Here is a 17,487-nt window from a genome sequence, read left to right as displayed (position 1 = left end):
AGTGGAGGTTCACGGGGCCGCATCACGACATGGAGGAGATCTACTCCGCGATGGTCGAGCCCGGCACCGGGCGGATCCTGGTGGGCGCGTCCTCTCTCTGGCTCGGGCCGCTCGTGCGCGCCAGCGAGGACGACGGGCAGACGTGGACCGAGACGTCGGTCAAGTTCCCCGACGACGTCGACGCGAGCGTGGCGCGGGTCTGGCAGCTCGCGCCGGGGACTCCGTCCGACTCCGGAGGCACGACGATCTGGGCGGGCACCGAGCCGGGCGCGATCTTCCGGTCGACCGACGCAGGGGCGTCCTTCGAGCTCGTGCGCGGGCTGTGGGACCACCCGCACCGCACCGAGTGGAACGCCGGCTTCGGCGGTCAGGCCTTCCACACGATCCTGCCGCACCCCACGGACCCACTCTCGGTGACCGCTGCGATCTCGACCGGCGGCGTCTACCAGACCCGCGACGGCGGCGAGACCTGGGCGCCCCGCAACGACGGGATCCGCGCGATCTTCCTGCCCGAGGGCATGCAGTATCCCGAGTTCGGGCAGTGCGTGCACAAGGTCGCCAGGCATCCGTCGCGACCCGAGCGCCTCTACCTGCAGAACCACGGCGGCGTCTACCGCTCCGACGACGAGGCGTCGACCTGGAAGTCGATCGCCGACGGCCTGCCCACCGACTTCGGGTTCGCGATGGTCGTGCACCCGCACGAGCCCGACACGATCTACACCTTCCCGATCGGGGCCGGCGAGAGTCGCTACCCGCCGCAGGCCAAGGCGCGGGTCTGGCGCTCGAGGGACGCGGGGGAGACCTGGGAGGCGCTCGACAAGGGCCTGCCGGACCCCTGCTACGTCGGCGTGATGCGGGACGCGATGTGCGCCGACGGCCACGAGCAGGCGGGGGTGTACGTCGGCGCCCGCAACGGCACCGTCTGGGCCTCGAACGACGCGGGCGAGTCCTGGAGGCGGGTCATCGGCGAGCTTCCCGACGTCCTGGTGGTGCGCGCGGCGACCGTGTGACTCGACCCCGCTGCGCCGCCCGCGCCTGAGACGCCGCATCGACCGTCGCCGATGCGCGGTTAGGCTGCGGGCCATGCCCGACGTGCCCGAGCCCAGCGAAATCGACATCAAGCCGCGCTCACGCGCGGTCACCGACGGCCTGGAGGCCACCGCCGCCCGCGGGATGCTGCGGGCAGTGGGCCTCGGGGACGACGACTTCGCGAAGCCGCAGATCGGCGTCGCCTCGTCGTGGAACGAGATCACGCCGTGCAACCTGTCGCTCGACCGGCTCGCGAAGGCCGTGAAGAACGGCGTGCACGCCGCGGGCGGCTACCCGCTCGAGTTCGGCACGATCTCGGTGTCCGACGGCATCTCGATGGGCCACGAGGGCATGCACTTCTCGCTCGTCTCACGCGAGATCATCGCCGACTCCGTCGAGACGGTCATGAGCGCGGAGCGGCTCGACGGCTCGGTCCTGCTCGCCGGGTGCGACAAGTCGCTGCCGGGCATGCTGATGGCCGCGGCCCGCCTCGACCTCGCCTCGGTCTTCCTGTACGCCGGCTCGATCATGCCCGGCCAGGTCGACGGTCGCGACGTCACGATCATCGACGCGTTCGAGGCGGTCGGCGCCTGTCTCGCGGGGAAGATGAGCCGCGAGGAGGTCACCCGGATCGAGAAGGCGATCTGTCCCGGCGAGGGCGCCTGCGGCGGCATGTACACCGCGAACACGATGGCCGCGGTCGCCGAGGCCCTCGGCATGTCGCTCCCGGGCTCGGCCGCACCGCCCGCCGTCGACCGGCGTCGCGACGGCTTCGCCCACCGGTCGGGCGAGGCGGTCGTCAACCTGCTCCGCCGGGGCATCACGGCCCGCCAGATCATGACGAAGGAGGCGTTCGAGAACGCCATCACCGTCGTGATGGCGCTCGGTGGCTCGACCAACGCCGTGCTCCACCTGCTCGCGATCGCGAACGAGGCCGAGGTCGACCTGACGCTCGACGACTTCACGCGCATCGGCCAGAAGGTGCCGCACCTGGCGGACCTCAAGCCGTACGGCAAGTACGTCATGAACGACGTGGACAAGATCGGCGGCATCCCGGTCGTCATGAAGGCGCTGCTCGACGCCGGCCTGCTGCACGGTGACTGCCTCACGGTCACCGGCGCGACGATGGCCGAGAACCTCGCCGAGCTCGCCCCGCCGGCGCTCGACGACGAGGTCATCCACAGCTTCGACCGGCCCATCCACGCCACGGGCGGCCTCACCATCCTCAAGGGCACGCTCGCGCCCGAGGGCGCCGTCGTGAAGACGGCCGGTTTCGACGAGACCGTCTTCCGCGGCACCGCCCGCGTCTTCGACGGCGAGCGCGCCGCCATGGACGCGCTCGAGCAGGGCCGCATCGTCGCGGGTGACGTCGTGGTCATCCGCTACGAGGGCCCCAAGGGCGGACCCGGCATGCGCGAGATGCTCGCCATCACCGGAGCCATCAAGGGCGCCGGCCTCGGCAAGGACGTCCTGCTGATCACCGACGGTCGCTTCTCCGGCGGCACCACGGGCCTCTGCGTCGGCCACATCGCCCCGGAGGCGGTGGACGCCGGTCCGATCGCGTTCGTGGAGGACGGCGACGAGATCACCCTCGACGTGCTCAACCGCCGCCTCGACATCACGGTCGACGAGGCCGAGCTCGAGAAGCGCAGGATCGGCTGGGAGCCGCTGCCGCCGAAGTACACGCGCGGCGTGCTCGGCAAGTACGCGAAGACGGTGGGGTCGGCGGCGCTCGGAGCCGTCACGAGCTGACCCGTCGAGACATCCGTGAGTCTCCCGGACAGGGGGTCGGCGCGCCGCTAGCCTGCGCGGCGTGCGTACGACGACCAGACACCGCGCGGCGGCCGGACTGTTGCTCGCGGCGTCGGTGTCGGCGGCCGCGCTGGCCATGGCGCCGAGCGACGCCAGCCCGCGACCGCAGCACCGGGCCGTCGTGCACGTGGCGTCGGTGAGCGCGTCGTCGTCGGTCGTGGCGACCTCCGCGGTCCCCACGGCGCAGGTCGCGCCGCCCCACCCGACGCTGCCCGGTGGCGGGCGCCGCGTGTTCGCGGACGGCCGCTTCCTCGTGGCCTACTACGGGACGGCCGGCTCGGGAGCCCTCGGTGTCCTGGGCGAGGACCGACCCGACCGGATGGATGCGCGGCTCACCCGGGCGGCGCGCGCCTTCGGCTCGCCCCGGCGGCCCGTGCAGAAGGTCTACGAGCTGATCGTGACCGTCGCCGACGCCCGGCCCGGTCGCGACGGCGACTACAACCACGACGTCTCGCATCGGGCCGTGCGCGACTACATCGCCGCCGCGCACCGGCACGGCGCGCTGGTCGTCCTCGACCTCCAGCCGGGCCGCGCCGACTTCCTCTCCGTCGCGCGACGGTGGGCGTGGGCGCTGGCCGATCCCTGGGTCGGGCTCGCGCTCGACCCCGAGTGGCGGATGGGGCCCGACGCGGTGCCCGGGCGCGTCATCGGCTCGGTCGGCGCGGCCGAGGTCAACGGCGTCTCCGCGTGGCTCCAGGCGCTGACCCGGCAGGCGGGGCTGCCCGAGAAGCTGTTCGTCATCCACCAGTTCCGTCGCGACATGCTGCGGTCGCCCGGACGCGTCGCTCGGCGCCTCGGCCTCGCGATGGTGCAGCACGTCGACGGCTACGGCACGCCCGGGCAGAAGAAGGCGACATACGCCGCCGTGGCGCGCCCGAAGCAGTTCACGATGGGCTTCAAGCTCTTCTACGACGAGGACGTGCACCGGATGAGCGCCCGGGCCGTGCAGCGCGTGCGCCCGAGGGTCAGGTTCGTCAGCTTCCAGTGACCGGCGTTTGAGAGACTGCCGGTGTGGGACTGCTCGCGAGACTGGTGACGCTCGGTCCCCACGCCGGAGCGCACCGGATCGCGATCCGTGCCTCGGTCTCGGTGCTCGTGCCGCTGCTCGTCCTGTTGTGGACCGGCCACCTCGAGTGGTCGATCTACGCCGTGTTCGGCGCCTTCACGTCCCTCTACGGACGCGAGCGCACCGACCGGGCGAGGCTCACGCTCCAGGTCGAGGCGGGCGTCACCCAGGTCGCGGTCGTCACGCTCGGCGTCCTCGTCGGGATCAGCGACCAGCGCGCCTGGATCTCGATCCCGATCGCGGCCGCGGTGGCGGTGGGCGCGTCCTACGAGTCCACGCGGCGGGGCTGGCACCCGCCCGGGTCCCTCTTCCAGGTCTTCGGCTTCGCCGCGGTCGCGTCCGCGCCGGCCACGGGTGCCGACGTGCTCCCGGCGGTGCTCGTCGCGGGCGGGTCCGCGCTGTTCTCGGTGCTCGTCGGGATCGCCGGGCCGGCCGTGCGCCGCGTCCGCCTCGCCCCCGGGCCGCCCGCGCTGCCAGACCGGCCGATCGGAGGCGCGGTCGAAGGGGTCTGGCGCTACGCGCTCCAGTCGGGTGCCGGCGTGCTCGTCGCCGGGTCGATCGCGACCTCGGCAGGGATCGGCCGGCCCTACTGGGCGATGGTCTCGGCGGTCGTGCCGCTGGTGGCACGCGACCTGTCCGTGCAGCTGACCCGCGGGCTGCATCGCGTGATCGGGACGGGGCTGGGCCTGCTCGTCGCGTGGGCGCTCTTCGCGCTCGACGTGCAGGGGCTGGCCCTCGTGCTCCTCGTCGCGGCGCTGCAGGCCGGCGCCGAGCTGCTGGTGGGTCGCAACTACGCGCTCGCGCTCGTCTGCGTCACGCCCCTCGCGCTGCTGATGGTCCACCTGGTGGCGCCCGTGCCGACCCACGAGCTGCTGGCCGACCGCGGCGTCGAGACCGTCATCGGTGTGGCGGTCGGTGTGGCGGTCGGCTACCTGAGCCGGCCGCGACTGAGCGAGGCGATCCGCGCACGGGTCGCCCGGTAGCCCCTCGGTAGGGTCTGGCGCGTGCCTGACGTGAACGAGTTCGGCCTGCCCGTCGGAGACGTCGTCGAGGGGTGGGCGCCGCGGCCTCGCCCGGAGCCGGTCACCCTGACCGGTCGCTACGTCCGCGTCGCGCCGCTCAGCTCGGCCCACTACGCCGAGCTGTTCAGGACGGTCTGCGGATCCGGCGACGGCGACCTGTGGACCTACCGTCCGGTCGATCGGCCGGCGTCCCTGCCGGACCTGTGGATGCACTTGGCCGCAGTCCTGGAGTCACCCGTCGACGTGACGTTCGCGCTGATCCCCACCGAGGGTGAGTACGCCGGCCAGCCGGCCGGCCTGGCGTCGTACCTGCGCATCGAGCCGGGCACGGGACAGATCGAGGTCGGCGGCGTCCTCTTCGCGAAGGCCCTGCAGCGCACCCGCGCGGCGACGGAGGCGATCCACCTGCTGATGCGGCACGCGTTCGACGACCTCGGCTACCGGCGCTTCGAGTGGAAGTGCGACAGCCTCAACGAGCCGTCGCGACGGGCCGCCGCGCGACTGGGCTTCGTCTACGAGGGTCGGTTCCGCAACCACATGATCACCAAGGGCCGCAACCGCGACACCGACTGGTTCTCGGTCACCGATGCCGAGTGGCCGGCGGTCCGGGCCGCCCACGAGCGTTGGCTCGACCCGGCGAACTTCGACGGCGGGCGCCAGGTCACCCCGCTGAGCGACCTGACCGCCGGCCTTGCCGCGGGCGCGCACTGACGCAACTGTCACCGTGATGCTTCGCAAACTGTCACGGTGATAGTTCGCGCGGTCAGTGATAGTTCGTAACTGTCACCGACCGCCCCAACTGTCACGGTGACACTTCGCAACTGTCACGGTGACACTTCGGCCGCGGACGCCGAGCCACCGCGGCGTCACTGCGCCGGTCGATCCCGGGACGTCATACGCGCTGGCAGCCCGAGCAACCACCCCGTATGACGTCCCGCCCCACGCCGGTCCGTCCTTGACCGACTGTCGGAGCCGGGTGCAACAGTGGCGTCATGGAGCAACGCATCAGCTTCGTGTCCCTGGCCGTGCGCGACGTCGCGCGCAGCCGCGAGTTCTACGTCGACGGTCTCGGCTGGACCGACGAGATGTACGTCCCGGGCGAGGTCCTCATGATCCGGGTGGGGGAGCACGTCGTGCTCAGCCTCTGGGACCGGGCGCACTTCGAGGCCGAGGTCGGACCGATCGCCGACGGGAGCAACGGGAGCAACGGGAGCAACGGGAGCAACCGGAGCGGCGGCGTGCCCCCCGTGACCCTCGCGCACAACGTCGCGACACCGGCCGAGGTCGACGAGGTGCTGGGCACGGCCCGCGGCATCGGCGCCGACCCGGTGCACGACGGGCAGCAGCGCGACTGGGGTGGCTACACCGGTTACTTCGCGGATCCCGACGGGTACCACTGGGAGGTCGCCCACAACCCCGGGCCCCTCGGAGAGCTGGTGCTGCCATGACCGACGACCAGCAGGTCCTCGACGGACACGGCGTCGCCGCGGCGCTCCTCGACGACTGGCGCATCCTCATGGGTGCGCTGCACGCGCGCTTCCGCACTGGCAGCTTCGCCAAGGGATTCGCTTTCGTCGAGCGGATCGCCGCCGAGGCGGACAAGGCCGACCACCATCCCGACATCGACCTGCGGTACGGCTTCGTCCACATCCGGTCGACCAGCCACGACGCCGGGGGAGTCACGGAGCGGGACGTGCGACTGGCGCGGGTGATCAGCGAGCTCGCCGACGGTCTCGGACTCACCCCCGAGACGGCGAAGCTCCAGGTCGTCGAGGTCGGCCTCGACAGCGCCGACGCCGCCGAGGTCAAGCCGTTCTGGGCTGCGGTCCTGGGCTTGTCGGACTCCGCGAAGCACGACGACGAGCTGGTCGACCCCGACGGCCTGCTGCCGACCCTCTGGTTCCAGGAGACCGACCGGCACGACCCGCCGCGGCAGCGGTTCCACTTCGACGTGCGGGTGCCGCCGGAGCAGGCGGAGGCCCGGATCAGGGCGGCGATCGAGGCGGGCGGCACTCTCGTCAGCGACGACCGTGCGCCCCGCTTCTGGGTGCTCTCCGACGCCCAGGGCAACAAGGCCTGCATCACGACCTGGCTCGGCCGCGACGGCGATCACGTGTGAGCCTCGCGCCGCCAGATGATGGGATTCGTGTCTCATATAGCGAGACGTCCTGCGGCGCAGGATGACGGATCCTGGGCCGGCGAGTAGGTTGACGGGCATGCGCCTGGACATTCTCGTACGCACGCGACGCGCCCGCTGAGCACTCAGTAGACGCGTCCCCCTCCGCTGCCGTCAGGCCGGGGGGTTTTTTGTTGCAGCGAACAGGCAAGGCCACAGACAGATGAGGAAGCGGACAGCATGAGTGACATCACCGGGGCGCAGAGCCTGGTCAGGTCGCTGGAGGCGGCGGGCGCGGAGAACGTCTTCGGCATCCCGGGCGGCGCCATCCTCCCGGCGTACGACCCGCTCATGGACTCCACCAAGGTCCGCCACATCCTCGTCCGCCACGAGCAGGGTGCCGGCCACGCCGCCGAGGGGTACGCCGCCGCGACCGGCAAGGTCGGCGTCTGCATGGCCACGTCGGGTCCGGGCGCGACGAACCTGGTGACGCCCATCGCCGACGCCTACATGGACTCCGTCCCGATGGTCGCGATCACCGGCCAGGTGCCCGCCAGCCTGATCGGCACCGACGCCTTCCAGGAGGCCGACATCCGCGGCATCACGATGCCGATCACGAAGCACAACTTCCTCGTCACCGACGCGGCGGACATCCCGGGCCGGATCGCGGAGGCCTTCCACATCGCCGCCACCGGCCGCCCCGGTCCGGTGCTGGTCGACGTCGCCAAGAGCGCGCTCCAGGCCATGACGACGTTCAAGTGGCCTGCCGAGCTGCAGCTGCCGGGCTACCGTCCGGTGACCAAGCCGCACGCGAAGCAGATCCGCGAGGCGGCGCGCCTCATCCTCGACCACCGCAAGCCGGTGCTGTACGTCGGCGGCGGCACCATCCGCGCCGGCGCCCACCGCGAGCTGCGCCGACTGGCCGAGCTGACCGGCATCCCGGTCGTCACCACGCTGATGGCGCGCGGGGCTTTCCCCGACAGCCACCCGCAGCACCTCGGCATGCCCGGCATGCACGGCACCGTGGCCGCCGTGGCCGGCCTGCAGAAGAGCGACCTCATCATCAGCCTCGGCGCGCGCTTCGACGACCGCGTCACCGGCGACCTGGCCACCTTCGCGCCCGGCGCGTCCGTGATCCACGCCGACATCGACCCGGCCGAGATCGGCAAGAACCGGCACGTCGACGTCCCGATCGTCGGTGACATCCGCGAGGTCCTCACCGACCTGCTCGTCGTGCTCGAGGCCGAGAAGGCCGCCGGTCGCGAGGGCGACTACGAGTCCTGGGTGGCGTACTGCGCCGGCATCAAGCGCAACTACCCCCTGGGCTACGACACCCCGGCCGAGGGCCTCGCCCCGCAGTACGTCATCGAGCGGCTCGGTCAGATCGCCGGTCCCGAGGCGCTCTACGTGGCGGGCGTCGGCCAGCACCAGATGTGGGCGGCGCAGTTCATCGGCTACGAGCACCCGAACACGTGGCTCAACTCCGGCGGCGCCGGGACGATGGGCTACTCGGTCCCGGCGGCCATGGGCGCCAAGGTCGGCCGACCGGACGCGACGGTGTGGGCGATCGACGGCGACGGCTGCTTCCAGATGACCAACCAGGAGCTGGCCACCTGCGCGATCGAGGGCATCCCGATCAAGGTCGCGATCATCAACAACGAGAATCTCGGCATGGTCCGGCAGTGGCAGACGCTCTTCTACAACGAGCGCTACTCCAACACGAACCTGCAGCGTCATGACAAGCCGATCCGGATCCCCGACTTCCCGACGCTGGCGGAGGCCTACGGCTGCGTCGGCCTGTCCTGCGAGTCCGCCGCCGACGTGGACTCGACGATCGAGAAGGCCATGGAGATCAACGACGTGCCCGTCGTCGTCGACTTCCGCGTCAACAAGGACGCGATGGTGTGGCCGATGATCGCGGGCGGGGCCAGCAACGACGAGATCCAGTACGCGCGAGACCTCGCGCCCAAGTTCGACGAGGACGACCTCTGATGGCAGAGCTCAGTAGCGGCAAGCACACCCTGTCGGTCCTCGTCGAGGACCGACCGGGCGTCCTCACCCGGATCGCCGGCCTGTTCAGCCGCCGCAGCTTCAACATCGAGTCGCTGGCGGTGGGCCCGACCGAGCACGAGGGGATCTCCCGGATGACGATCGTCGTCAACGTGGAGGAGACACCGCTCGAGCAGGTCACCAAGCAGCTCAACAAGCTCGTCGAGGTCATCAAGATCGTCGAGCTCGAGCAGGGCCATGCGGTCCAGCGCGAGCTGATGCTCGTCAAGGTCGGCGCCAGCGCGGAGACCCGCGGCCAGATCCTCGACGCCGTGCAGCTGTTCCGGGCCAAGGCCGTCGACATCTCCGCCGACGCCGTCACCATCCAGGTCACCGGCAACAGCGGCAAGCTGACCGACTTCCTCCGTGTCCTCGAGCCGTTCGGCATCCGTGAGCTGGTGCAGTCCGGCATGGTCGCCATCGGCCGCGGGTCGCGGTCGATCTCCGAGCGGTCGGGCCGCCCGGTCGCCGTACCCGCTCCGCCGCCGGCCGGCTGAGCCGACGATCTCCCCAGCAACCCCCCAACCCCTGGCCTCGAACGAGGCGAGAAACAACCAGAAGGAGAGCCCGAACGTGGCTGAGATGTTCTACGACGACGACGCCGACCTGTCCCTGATCCAGGGCAAGAAGGTCGCGGTCATCGGTTACGGCAGCCAGGGCCACGCCCACTCGCTGTCGCTGCGGGACTCCGGCGTCGAGGTCAGGATCGGCCTGCAGCCCGGCTCGAAGAGCGCCCCGAAGGCCGAGGCCGAGGGACTCGCCGTCGTGACGCCGGCCGAGGCCGCCGAGTGGGCCGACGTCGTCATGATCCTGGCGCCCGACCAGCACCAGCGGAAGCTGTACGCCGAGGAGATCGCGCCGCACATGACCCCGGGCAAGGCGCTCGGCTTCGGTCACGGCTTCAACATCCGCTTCGGCTACATCACGCCGCCCGAAGGTGTCGACGTCTTCATGGTCGCCCCCAAGGGCCCCGGTCACCTCGTCCGCCGTGAGTTCGTCGACGGCCGCGGCGTCCCCGTGCTCGTCGCCGTGGAGGAGGACGCCTCCGGCAAGGCGTGGGACCTCGCCCTGTCCTGGGCCAAGGGCATCGGCGGCCTGCGCGCCGGCGGCATCAAGACCACCTTCACCGAGGAGACCGAGACCGACCTGTTCGGCGAGCAGGCCGTCCTGTGCGGTGGCGCCTCGCAGCTGATCATGTACGGCTTCGAGACCCTGACCGAGGCCGGCTACCAGCCCGAGGTCGCCTACTTCGAGGTCCTCCACGAGCTCAAGCTCATCGTCGACCTGATGTACGAGGGCGGTATCGCCAAGCAGCGCTGGTCGGTCTCCGACACCGCGGAGTACGGCGACTACGTCTCCGGCCCGCGGGTCATCACCCCGCAGGTGAAGGAGAACATGATCGCGGTCCTCACCGACATCCAGAACGGCGAGTTCGCCAAGCGCTTCATCGCCGACCAGGACGCCGGTGCGCCGGAGTTCAAGGCGCTGCGCGAGAAGGGCGAGAAGCACCCGATCGAGGAGACCGGCCGCGAGTTGCGCAAGCTCATGGCCTGGGTGAAGTCTCACGACACCGACTACGTCGAGGGCACCGCCACGCGCTGAGCCCAGCCCGACGTACGCCCCCGGACCCGCGCGGTCCGGGGGCTTCGTCTTCCCCGAGCCGTCAATCCATCCGGTCCGAGACGTCAATCCATCCGGTCCGAGACGTCAATCGGTCACCACAGAGCGTCCTCGATGCGATCGGATTGACTTCTCGAGCCGTACGGATTGACGTCTCGAGCCGTACGGATTGACGTCTCGGGCCGGATGGATTGACGTCTCGGCGGGGCGGGGGGCGGAACAATCGGGGAGGGTCCAGATGTTGGTGCCACCGTGCGCATCGAGATCTGGTCCGACATCGCCTGCCCGTGGTGCTACATCGGCAAGCGCCGCCTCGAGACGGCCTTGGCCGGATTCGACCACCGCGACGAGGTAGAGCTCGTCTACCGCTCGTTCCAGCTGGACCCGACCGCGCCGACCGATCCGACCGAGACGGCGCAGGAGATGCTCTCGAGCAAGTACGGCGTCAGTCGCGCCGAGGCTGCCGGGATGCAGGCGCGTGTCACCGAGCTGGCCGCCGCCGAGGGGATGACCTGGCGGCACGACGAGACGGTCCACGCGAACACCCTCGACGCCCATCGGCTGCTGCACCTCGCGAAGCAGGTCGGCCGGCAGGTCGAGCTCAAGGAGGCCCTGCTGGCGGCGAACTTCGCGGGGGCGCGCAACCTGGCCGACCACGCGGTGCTGCGCGAGATCGCGGCCGACGCCGGGCTGCCGGCCGAGCGCGTGGACGCGGTGCTGGGGAGCGACGAGTTCGCGGCCGACGTACGTGCTGACGTCGATCAGGCCAGGGCGTACGGCGCGAACGGCGTGCCCTTCTTCGTCGTCGACGAGAAGTTCGGCGTCTCCGGCGCGCAGCCGACCGAGCTGTTCGGCCAGCTCCTGGACCGCGCCTGGCGTGAGTCGCACCCGCTCGTCGAGCTGGTGGGGGAGGGCGGCGCCGACGGCGCGTGCGGCCCTGACGGCTGCGCCGTCTGACCCTGCGGACGAACTAAGGTGAGGCAAACCTCACCTTGGTTAGGCAAACCTAATCTCGTGGCGTAGCATCCCGACCGTGGTTGCGAACTACCTCATCGGTCTGCGGGAGGGACTGGAGGCTGCGCTCGTCGTCAGCATCCTGGTCGCCTACCTCGTCAAGACCGGCCGGACCCACCTGTTGAAGCGGATCTGGGCCGGCGTCGGTCTCGCCGTGGGGGTCTCCCTCGCCTTCGGCGCGCTCCTCACCTGGGGGCCCAGCGGGCTCACCTTCGAGGCGCAGGAGGCGATCGGCGGTGCCCTGTCGATCGTCGCCGTCGGCTTCGTCACCTGGATGATCTTCTGGATGGCGCGTGCCGCCCGCGGCCTCGGCGGCGAGCTGCGCGGAGCGATCGACAGGGCCGCCGACGGCAGCCGCTGGTCGCTCGTCGTCGTCGCCACCCTGGCGGTCGGGCGCGAGGGCCTGGAGACGGCCCTGTTCCTGTGGGCCGCCACCAAGGCCGGTACGCGGGAGGCCGCCGGGGCGATCACGCCGACATGGGAGCCGTTGCTCGGCGCCGTGCTCGGGCTGGCGACCGCGGTCGTGCTCGGCTACCTGATCTACCGCGGCGCGATCGCGGTCAACCTCGCCAAGTTCTTCACGTGGACCGGCGCGTTCCTCATCCTGGTCGCCGCCGGCGTCCTGTCGTACGGCGTCCACGACCTGCAGGAGGCGGGGATCCTGCCCGGCCTGCACTCGATCGCGTTCGACGTCTCGAGCACCGTCGACCCGAACTCGTGGTACGGCACGGTCCTCAAGGGCATCTTCAACTTCTCGCCCGTGACGACCAACCTCGAGGCCGTCGTCTGGGCGCTCTACGCCGTGCCCGTGATGGCGGTGTTCTTCCTCCGCAAGCGGCGCGCGACGCTCGCACCACGCACGGTCGCCGAGACGTCCGGCCCGCGCGTCCCCGCCGCTCACTGACCCACGCTCCGACCGGCGGTCGCAGGCCGCCGTACCTCCCGAGAAGGACTCTGCCCATGCGCAAGCCCGCCCTGGCCATGACCGCCGCCGCACTCGCCGCGACGCCGCTCTTCGCGGCGTGCACGGAGAACGCCTCGTCCGCGACCGGCGACGAGAAGGACCCGCGCACCGTGACGGTGACCTCGTCGGCCGACGCCTGCAAGCTGTCCGCGACGAGCGCCCCGGCCGGCACGCTCACCTTCGAGGTGACCAACACCGGCTCCGAGGTGACGGAGTTCTACCTGCTGGGCGCCGACGGGATGACGATCAAGGCCGAGATCGAGAACATCGGCCCGAGCATCAACCGCAAGCTGACGGTCGACGCACCGGCCGGCACGTACGTCACGGCCTGCAAGCCCGGCATGAAGGGCGACGGCATCCGCGCCGACTTCACGGTGGACGAGTCCGGTGACGGGCCCACCGTCTCGGCCGACGAGCAGCAGCAGGTCGCCACCGCGCAGGCCAACTACAAGGCCTACGTCAACGACCAGTCCGACCAGCTCGTCACGTCCACGCAGAGGTTCGTCGCGCTCTACAAGGCGGGCAAGGACGACGAGGCCCGGGCCCTCTACCCGCAGGCGCGCGCGCACTGGGAGCGCATCGAGACGGTCGCGGAGTCCTTCGGCGACCTCGACCCGCTCACCGACGCCCGCGAGGCAGATCTCGAGCCCGGCCAGAAGTGGACCGGCTGGCACCGGATCGAGAAGGACCTGTGGGCCCCCGCGGGCTACCGGGCGCTGACGCCGCAGCAGCGGACGGCGTACGCCGACGACCTGATGAAGAACATCACCACCCTCGACGGCCGCATCGCCGGCCTGGACTACACCGTGGACCAGATCGCCAACGGCTCGCGCGGCCTGCTCGAGGAGGTCGCAGGAGGCAAGGTCACCGGTGAGGAGGAGGCCTGGTCACACACCGACCTCTGGGACTTCCAGGCCAACGTCGACGGCGCCCGCGTCGGTTGGGAGGGCGTCAAGCCCATCGTCGAGGCGAAGGACCCCGCCCTGGCGAAGCAGCTCGACGAGCGCTTCGGCGCGCTCCAGAAGCTGCTCGACCGGCAGCGGTCCGGCAACGGCTTCGCCTTCTACGACCGGGTCAGTGCCACCGACAAGAAGGCGCTCTCCGACGCGGTGAACGCCCTCTCCGAGCCGCTGTCCCGACTCACCGCGGCGGTGCTGTCCTGAGCGGCATCTCGCGTCGCGGCATCCTCGGTGGCAGCGTCGCCGCGGCCGGGGTCGCCGGCGCCTTCGTCGCAGGGCGGGCCAGCGCCGACGACGCGGTCACGCCTGCCGCCGGGCCGAGGGCGTACGCCTTCCGCGGCACCCACCAGGCCGGCATCGTCACGCCGGCGCAGGACCGGCTGCACTTCGCGGCGTTCGACGTCACCACCGACTCGCGCGACGAGCTCGTCGCGATGCTGACCGCGTGGACCGAGGCCGCCGAGCGGATGACGAAGGGGCACGGCGCCGGCCCGGTCGGGCCGACGCAGGGCGCCAGCAACCTCCCTCCCGACGACACCGGCGAGGCGATCGGCCTGCCGCCGAGCGGTCTGACGATCACCTTCGGCTTCGGGCCGGGCCTCTTCCGCACGGCTGACGGGAAGGACCGCTTCGGCCTCGCGGCGAAGCAGCCCGCCGCGCTCAAGGCGCTGCCGCACTTCCCGGGCGACATGCTCGAGCCGCAGCGCTCGTCCGGGGACCTCTGCGTCCAGGCCTGCGCCGACGACCCGCAGGTCGCGGTCCATGCGATCCGCAACCTGGCCCGCATCGCCTTCGGCACCGCGTCCGTGCGCTGGAGCCAGCTCGGCTTCGGGCGCACGTCGACGACGTCGGTGAGCCAGGACACCCCGCGCAACCTGTTCGGCTTCAAGGACGGCACCGCCAACGTCAAGGCGGAGGAGACCAAGGACCTCAGCGAGCACGTCTGGGTCGCGCGCGGCGACGACGCGAAGGCGGAGTGGCTGGCCGGCGGGTCCTACCTCGTGGCGCGGCGGATCAACATGCGCATCGAGGTCTGGGACCGCCAGCCGCTGGAGGACCAGGAGTCGTTCGTCGGTCGCACGAAGGACACCGGCGCCCCGCTGTCGGGCGGAGGGGAGTTCACCGAGCCGAACTTCGACATGCCGGGTCACGACGGTCCGGTCATCCCGCCCGACTCCCACGTCCGGCTGGTCCACCCCGACTTCAACGACGGCGTCCGAATGCTGCGGCGCGGCTACAACTTCGTCGACGGCTCGACCGACCTGGGCGTGCTGGACGCCGGCCTGTTCTTCCTCGCCTACGTGCGCAACCCCGACACCCACTTCGTGCCGGTGCAGACCAAGATGGCGTCGCACGACGCGATGATGGAGTACCTCAAGGTCACCGGCTCGGCGCTCTTCGCCGTCCCCCCGGGCACCCGAGCAGGGGAGTACGTCGGCCAGGCGCTCTTCGCCTGACCGGGCCTCAGGCCTCGAGCAGTGCCTCGGACGCGACCGCGGGCGTCGTACGCATCACGATCCGGCCGCCCTGCGCGAGGACGGGGAGCCACCGGTCGGCGGTCGCCTCGCTGAGCGGACCGAGCGCGAGGAAGACCGGGCGGTCCTCGCTCGCGTCCGCGTCGCCGGAGCTCGACGCCGACGGACCGACCGGCACGACGGCGGTCCGGGTGAACCCGTTCACCAGGAACTCGCCCCAGCCGAGCGCGCCCGGGACGTGGCCGTCGAGGCAGACCAGCGCGTGGGGCAGCGGCATCCGCAGGTGCACCTCCTGGGCCAGCTCGGCGTCCGCCGTGCGGAACAGCAGGGCCGAGCAGGCACTGAGCTCCTGCAGGAGCTCCTCGACGGTCGCGTCCGCGGGGTCGATCAGCGCCCACGCCGCGTCTGCGCGGCTCGCGCCGAACACGCACGTGAGGGCCAACGGATCGTTGGCGGACAGCACACCGACGGTGTCCCCGGGCCCGACACCGCACGCGGTGAGGGAGGCGGCGACGCTACGGCTGAGACCCTGGGTCTCGGCGTAGCTGAGTGTCGCGGTTTCGGTGACCAGGCAGGCGGACGTTGGGACCAGTGCGGCCCCGAGGTCCAAGCAGTCGACCAGTTTCACAGATTCTCCTGTGGGGGGAGAAGGAATGGTCGGGCGGGGAAAACCCTCTTCTAGCGACGATTGTCCGAATTTCTCTGGACAACCGTCAAGTCAAATCTGGACAATCGTCAAGCAGGTGGATCGTGCTGCGTCCGAGGGAGACAAGCAGATGACGTCGAAGGTCAGCCGCCGGCCGGTGGACAAGTTCGACGAGCGCCGCAGGGAGCTCGCCGAGTCAGCGCTGGTGACACTAGGGGAACTCGGCTATGCGCGCACGACTTTGCGTGAGATCGCCTCGAATTCGGAGTTCAGCCACGGCGTCCTCCACTACTACTTCTCCGACAAGCTCGAGCTGATCGTCTTCTGCGTGGGCTACTACAAGGCCAGGTGCGTGCACCGCTACGACGACGTGGTCGAGCGTTCGACCACCGCCGACGAGCTGCTCGAGGGCTTCGTCGCGAAGCTCGCCGAGACGATCGTCGAGGAGGCGCCGATGCATCGCCTCTGGTACGACCTGCGCTCCCAGAGCATGTTCGAGGAGAGCCTGCGCGAGCCGGTCGACGCGATCGACCGAGCGCTGGAGGAGATGGCCTGGCGGATCGTGACGCGGTACGCCGAGCTGCTGGGTGCGCCCCTGACGGCGACGCCTGCGCTGGTCTACGGGCTGCTCGACGGCCTGTTCCAGCAGGCCCTGCTCGGCCACATCGCGGGTCGCGAGGGCGCGCTCGGCCGGATGCAGGACGAGGTCCGCGCCGTGATGCCGCTGCTCTTCGGCGACAGGGCGGCCGCGTAGCAGCGTGGGTCAGTGCTTGGTGGCGATCAGCACCGACGCGTCGCTCGCCACCATCACCTCGACGGTGGTGAACCGGTCGTCGGTCAGCCACGCCTCCCGCAGCGTGTCGACCCGGCCGTAGCTGATCGGCGGCCACACCTCGCTCGGGGTGAAGTCGTCGAGCACCACGATGCCGCCCGCCTCCATCAGGTCGACGATCCGGTCGACGCCGACCTCGCCGGGCTGTCCGGAGTCGAGGAAGAGCAGGGAGAACGGGCCCTTGTCGAGCAACGTCGACCAGTCGGCCGCGAGCACCTCCACCTGCGGGTCGTCGGTGAAGATGTCGGCCGCGCCGGTCGCGAGCTTGGTGTCGAGCTCGGCGGTGAGGATGCGGACGTCGTCGCGGCGTACGCCGGAGCGGAGCCAGGCCGTCCCGACTCCGGTGCCCGTCCCGAACTCCGCCATGGTCCCGCTGCGGGTGGCCGCGAGCGTGGCGAGCAGACGGCCGGTCTCGTTGCGGCAGAAGGAGACGTATCCCGCCCGTCGCGAGACGTCGAAGGCCCGGGTGACGACCTCGGGAAGCTCTGGCGGGGCACTCATGGCGCGAGTCTTTCACGTCACCTTCCTGTCTCGGATGACGGACTGATCGCGGCACGGCGCTGACGGACCGCGCCTGCGCCGCTAACCTCGAGGCACCATGCGGACGTTCCTCGTAATTCGGCGCCGCGACGGGGCCCGGACGACAGTCTGAGAGGCCACCCCGTCGCGGTGGTCGTGCTCGTCCCGACGAGCCCCCTGGCTTCTCGTCCCCTCCCTCGTGAAGCCAGAAGGAACACCGCGATGCCCGCACAGCTGCTTGCCCGGACCCTCGACTGGGGTCCGGCGAACCACGATCCCGAGAACCCGTTCGGCCACCCGGCCACCGAGGCCGCTCTCGACCGGCGGGACGCCGGCGACGACCTGCCCGACGACAACTAGAGTC

The 17,487-nt window shown here is 70.9% G+C and carries 18 protein-coding genes; 16 read left to right on the top strand and 2 right to left on the bottom strand.

Annotation, left to right across the window (positions count from 1 at the left end; all coding sequences use genetic code 11):
- The 14 genes from ABD205_RS12445 to efeB form a co-directional block, all read left to right on the top strand.
- The coding region (locus ABD205_RS12445) for a WD40/YVTN/BNR-like repeat-containing protein (RefSeq protein WP_344045153.1) at positions 1-1,010 on the top strand (1,010 nt) is incomplete at its 5' end.
- A gap of 73 nt (positions 1,011-1,083) precedes the next feature.
- Complete coding sequence (ilvD, locus tag ABD205_RS12440; protein ID WP_344045152.1) at positions 1,084-2,781, top strand: dihydroxy-acid dehydratase; 1,698 nt, start codon at positions 1,084-1,086, stop codon at positions 2,779-2,781.
- A gap of 61 nt (positions 2,782-2,842) precedes the next feature.
- The gene (locus ABD205_RS12435) at positions 2,843-3,829 is read left to right on the top strand and encodes a hypothetical protein (RefSeq protein WP_344045151.1); all 987 of its coding nucleotides are present in this window, start codon (positions 2,843-2,845) and stop codon (positions 3,827-3,829) included.
- A gap of 23 nt (positions 3,830-3,852) precedes the next feature.
- Positions 3,853-4,890 carry an FUSC family protein gene (locus ABD205_RS12430; RefSeq protein WP_344045150.1) on the top strand — a complete coding sequence of 346 codons (1,038 nt, stop codon included), beginning with the start codon at positions 3,853-3,855 and terminating at the stop codon, positions 4,888-4,890.
- A gap of 21 nt (positions 4,891-4,911) precedes the next feature.
- On the top strand, positions 4,912-5,640 hold the full coding sequence (locus ABD205_RS12425; RefSeq protein WP_344045149.1) for a GNAT family N-acetyltransferase: 729 nt from the start codon (positions 4,912-4,914) through the stop codon (positions 5,638-5,640).
- A 281-nt stretch (positions 5,641-5,921) separates the two neighbouring features.
- Complete coding sequence (locus tag ABD205_RS12420) at positions 5,922-6,377, top strand: VOC family protein (RefSeq protein WP_344045148.1); 456 nt, start codon at positions 5,922-5,924, stop codon at positions 6,375-6,377.
- A complete protein-coding gene (locus tag ABD205_RS12415) occupies positions 6,374-7,048 on the top strand; it encodes a 4a-hydroxytetrahydrobiopterin dehydratase (protein WP_344045147.1) in 675 nt (224 codons plus the stop codon). Before ABD205_RS12420 ends, ABD205_RS12415 begins: the two co-directional genes overlap by 4 nt.
- A gap of 237 nt (positions 7,049-7,285) precedes the next feature.
- Entirely contained in the window at positions 7,286-9,037 is a 1,752-nt protein-coding gene (locus ABD205_RS12410) for an acetolactate synthase large subunit (protein WP_425572927.1), read from the top strand.
- Entirely contained in the window at positions 9,037-9,591 is a 555-nt protein-coding gene (gene ilvN / locus ABD205_RS12405) for an acetolactate synthase small subunit (RefSeq protein WP_344045146.1), read from the top strand. Before ABD205_RS12410 ends, ilvN begins: the two co-directional genes overlap by 1 nt.
- Before the next feature lie 76 nt (positions 9,592-9,667).
- Positions 9,668-10,696, top strand: coding sequence for a ketol-acid reductoisomerase (ilvC, locus tag ABD205_RS12400; protein WP_344045145.1), 1,029 nt, complete (start codon positions 9,668-9,670; stop codon positions 10,694-10,696).
- Positions 10,697-10,966: 270 nt separating this feature from the next.
- Positions 10,967-11,671 (top strand): DsbA family oxidoreductase, encoded by a 705-nt coding sequence (locus ABD205_RS12395; protein ID WP_344045144.1) that lies wholly within the window; start codon positions 10,967-10,969, stop codon positions 11,669-11,671.
- 76 nt (positions 11,672-11,747) lie between these two features.
- Positions 11,748-12,632: an iron uptake transporter permease EfeU gene (efeU, locus tag ABD205_RS12390; RefSeq protein WP_344045143.1), complete on the top strand. Its 885-nt coding sequence runs from the start codon at positions 11,748-11,750 to the stop codon at positions 12,630-12,632.
- A 56-nt stretch (positions 12,633-12,688) separates the two neighbouring features.
- Positions 12,689-13,855, top strand: coding sequence for an iron uptake system protein EfeO (gene efeO, locus ABD205_RS12385; protein WP_344045142.1), 1,167 nt, complete (start codon positions 12,689-12,691; stop codon positions 13,853-13,855).
- Positions 13,852-15,108: an iron uptake transporter deferrochelatase/peroxidase subunit gene (efeB, locus tag ABD205_RS12380; RefSeq protein WP_344045879.1), complete on the top strand. Its 1,257-nt coding sequence runs from the start codon at positions 13,852-13,854 to the stop codon at positions 15,106-15,108. Before efeO ends, efeB begins: the two co-directional genes overlap by 4 nt.
- Positions 15,109-15,115: 7 nt before the next feature.
- Here efeB and ABD205_RS12375 read toward each other — a convergent pair whose 3' ends face one another.
- On the bottom strand, positions 15,116-15,754 hold the full coding sequence (locus ABD205_RS12375) for an AMP-binding protein (protein ID WP_344045141.1): 639 nt from the start codon (positions 15,752-15,754) through the stop codon (positions 15,116-15,118).
- Positions 15,755-15,902: 148 nt separating this feature from the next.
- Between ABD205_RS12375 and ABD205_RS12370 the strand changes: the two genes are divergently transcribed.
- The gene (locus ABD205_RS12370) at positions 15,903-16,526 is read left to right on the top strand and encodes a TetR/AcrR family transcriptional regulator (RefSeq protein ID WP_344045140.1); all 624 of its coding nucleotides are present in this window, start codon (positions 15,903-15,905) and stop codon (positions 16,524-16,526) included.
- 9 nt (positions 16,527-16,535) lie between these two features.
- Here the strand turns inward: ABD205_RS12370 and ABD205_RS12365 are convergent, their stop codons facing one another.
- Complete coding sequence (locus ABD205_RS12365; protein WP_344045139.1) at positions 16,536-17,105, bottom strand: O-methyltransferase; 570 nt, start codon at positions 17,103-17,105, stop codon at positions 16,536-16,538.
- 240 nt (positions 17,106-17,345) lie between these two features.
- Between ABD205_RS12365 and ABD205_RS12360 the strand changes: the two genes are divergently transcribed.
- The gene (locus ABD205_RS12360) at positions 17,346-17,483 is read left to right on the top strand and encodes a hypothetical protein (RefSeq protein WP_344045138.1); all 138 of its coding nucleotides are present in this window, start codon (positions 17,346-17,348) and stop codon (positions 17,481-17,483) included.
- Positions 17,484-17,487 lie beyond the last annotated feature (4 nt).

The sequence above is a fragment of the Nocardioides panacihumi genome (assembly GCF_039530925.1).
Taxonomy (GTDB): Bacteria; Actinomycetota; Actinomycetes; order Propionibacteriales; family Nocardioidaceae; genus Nocardioides; species Nocardioides panacihumi.
The sequence above is the reverse complement of the archived record's forward strand: the minus strand, read 5'-3'. Positions and strand labels throughout refer to the sequence as shown.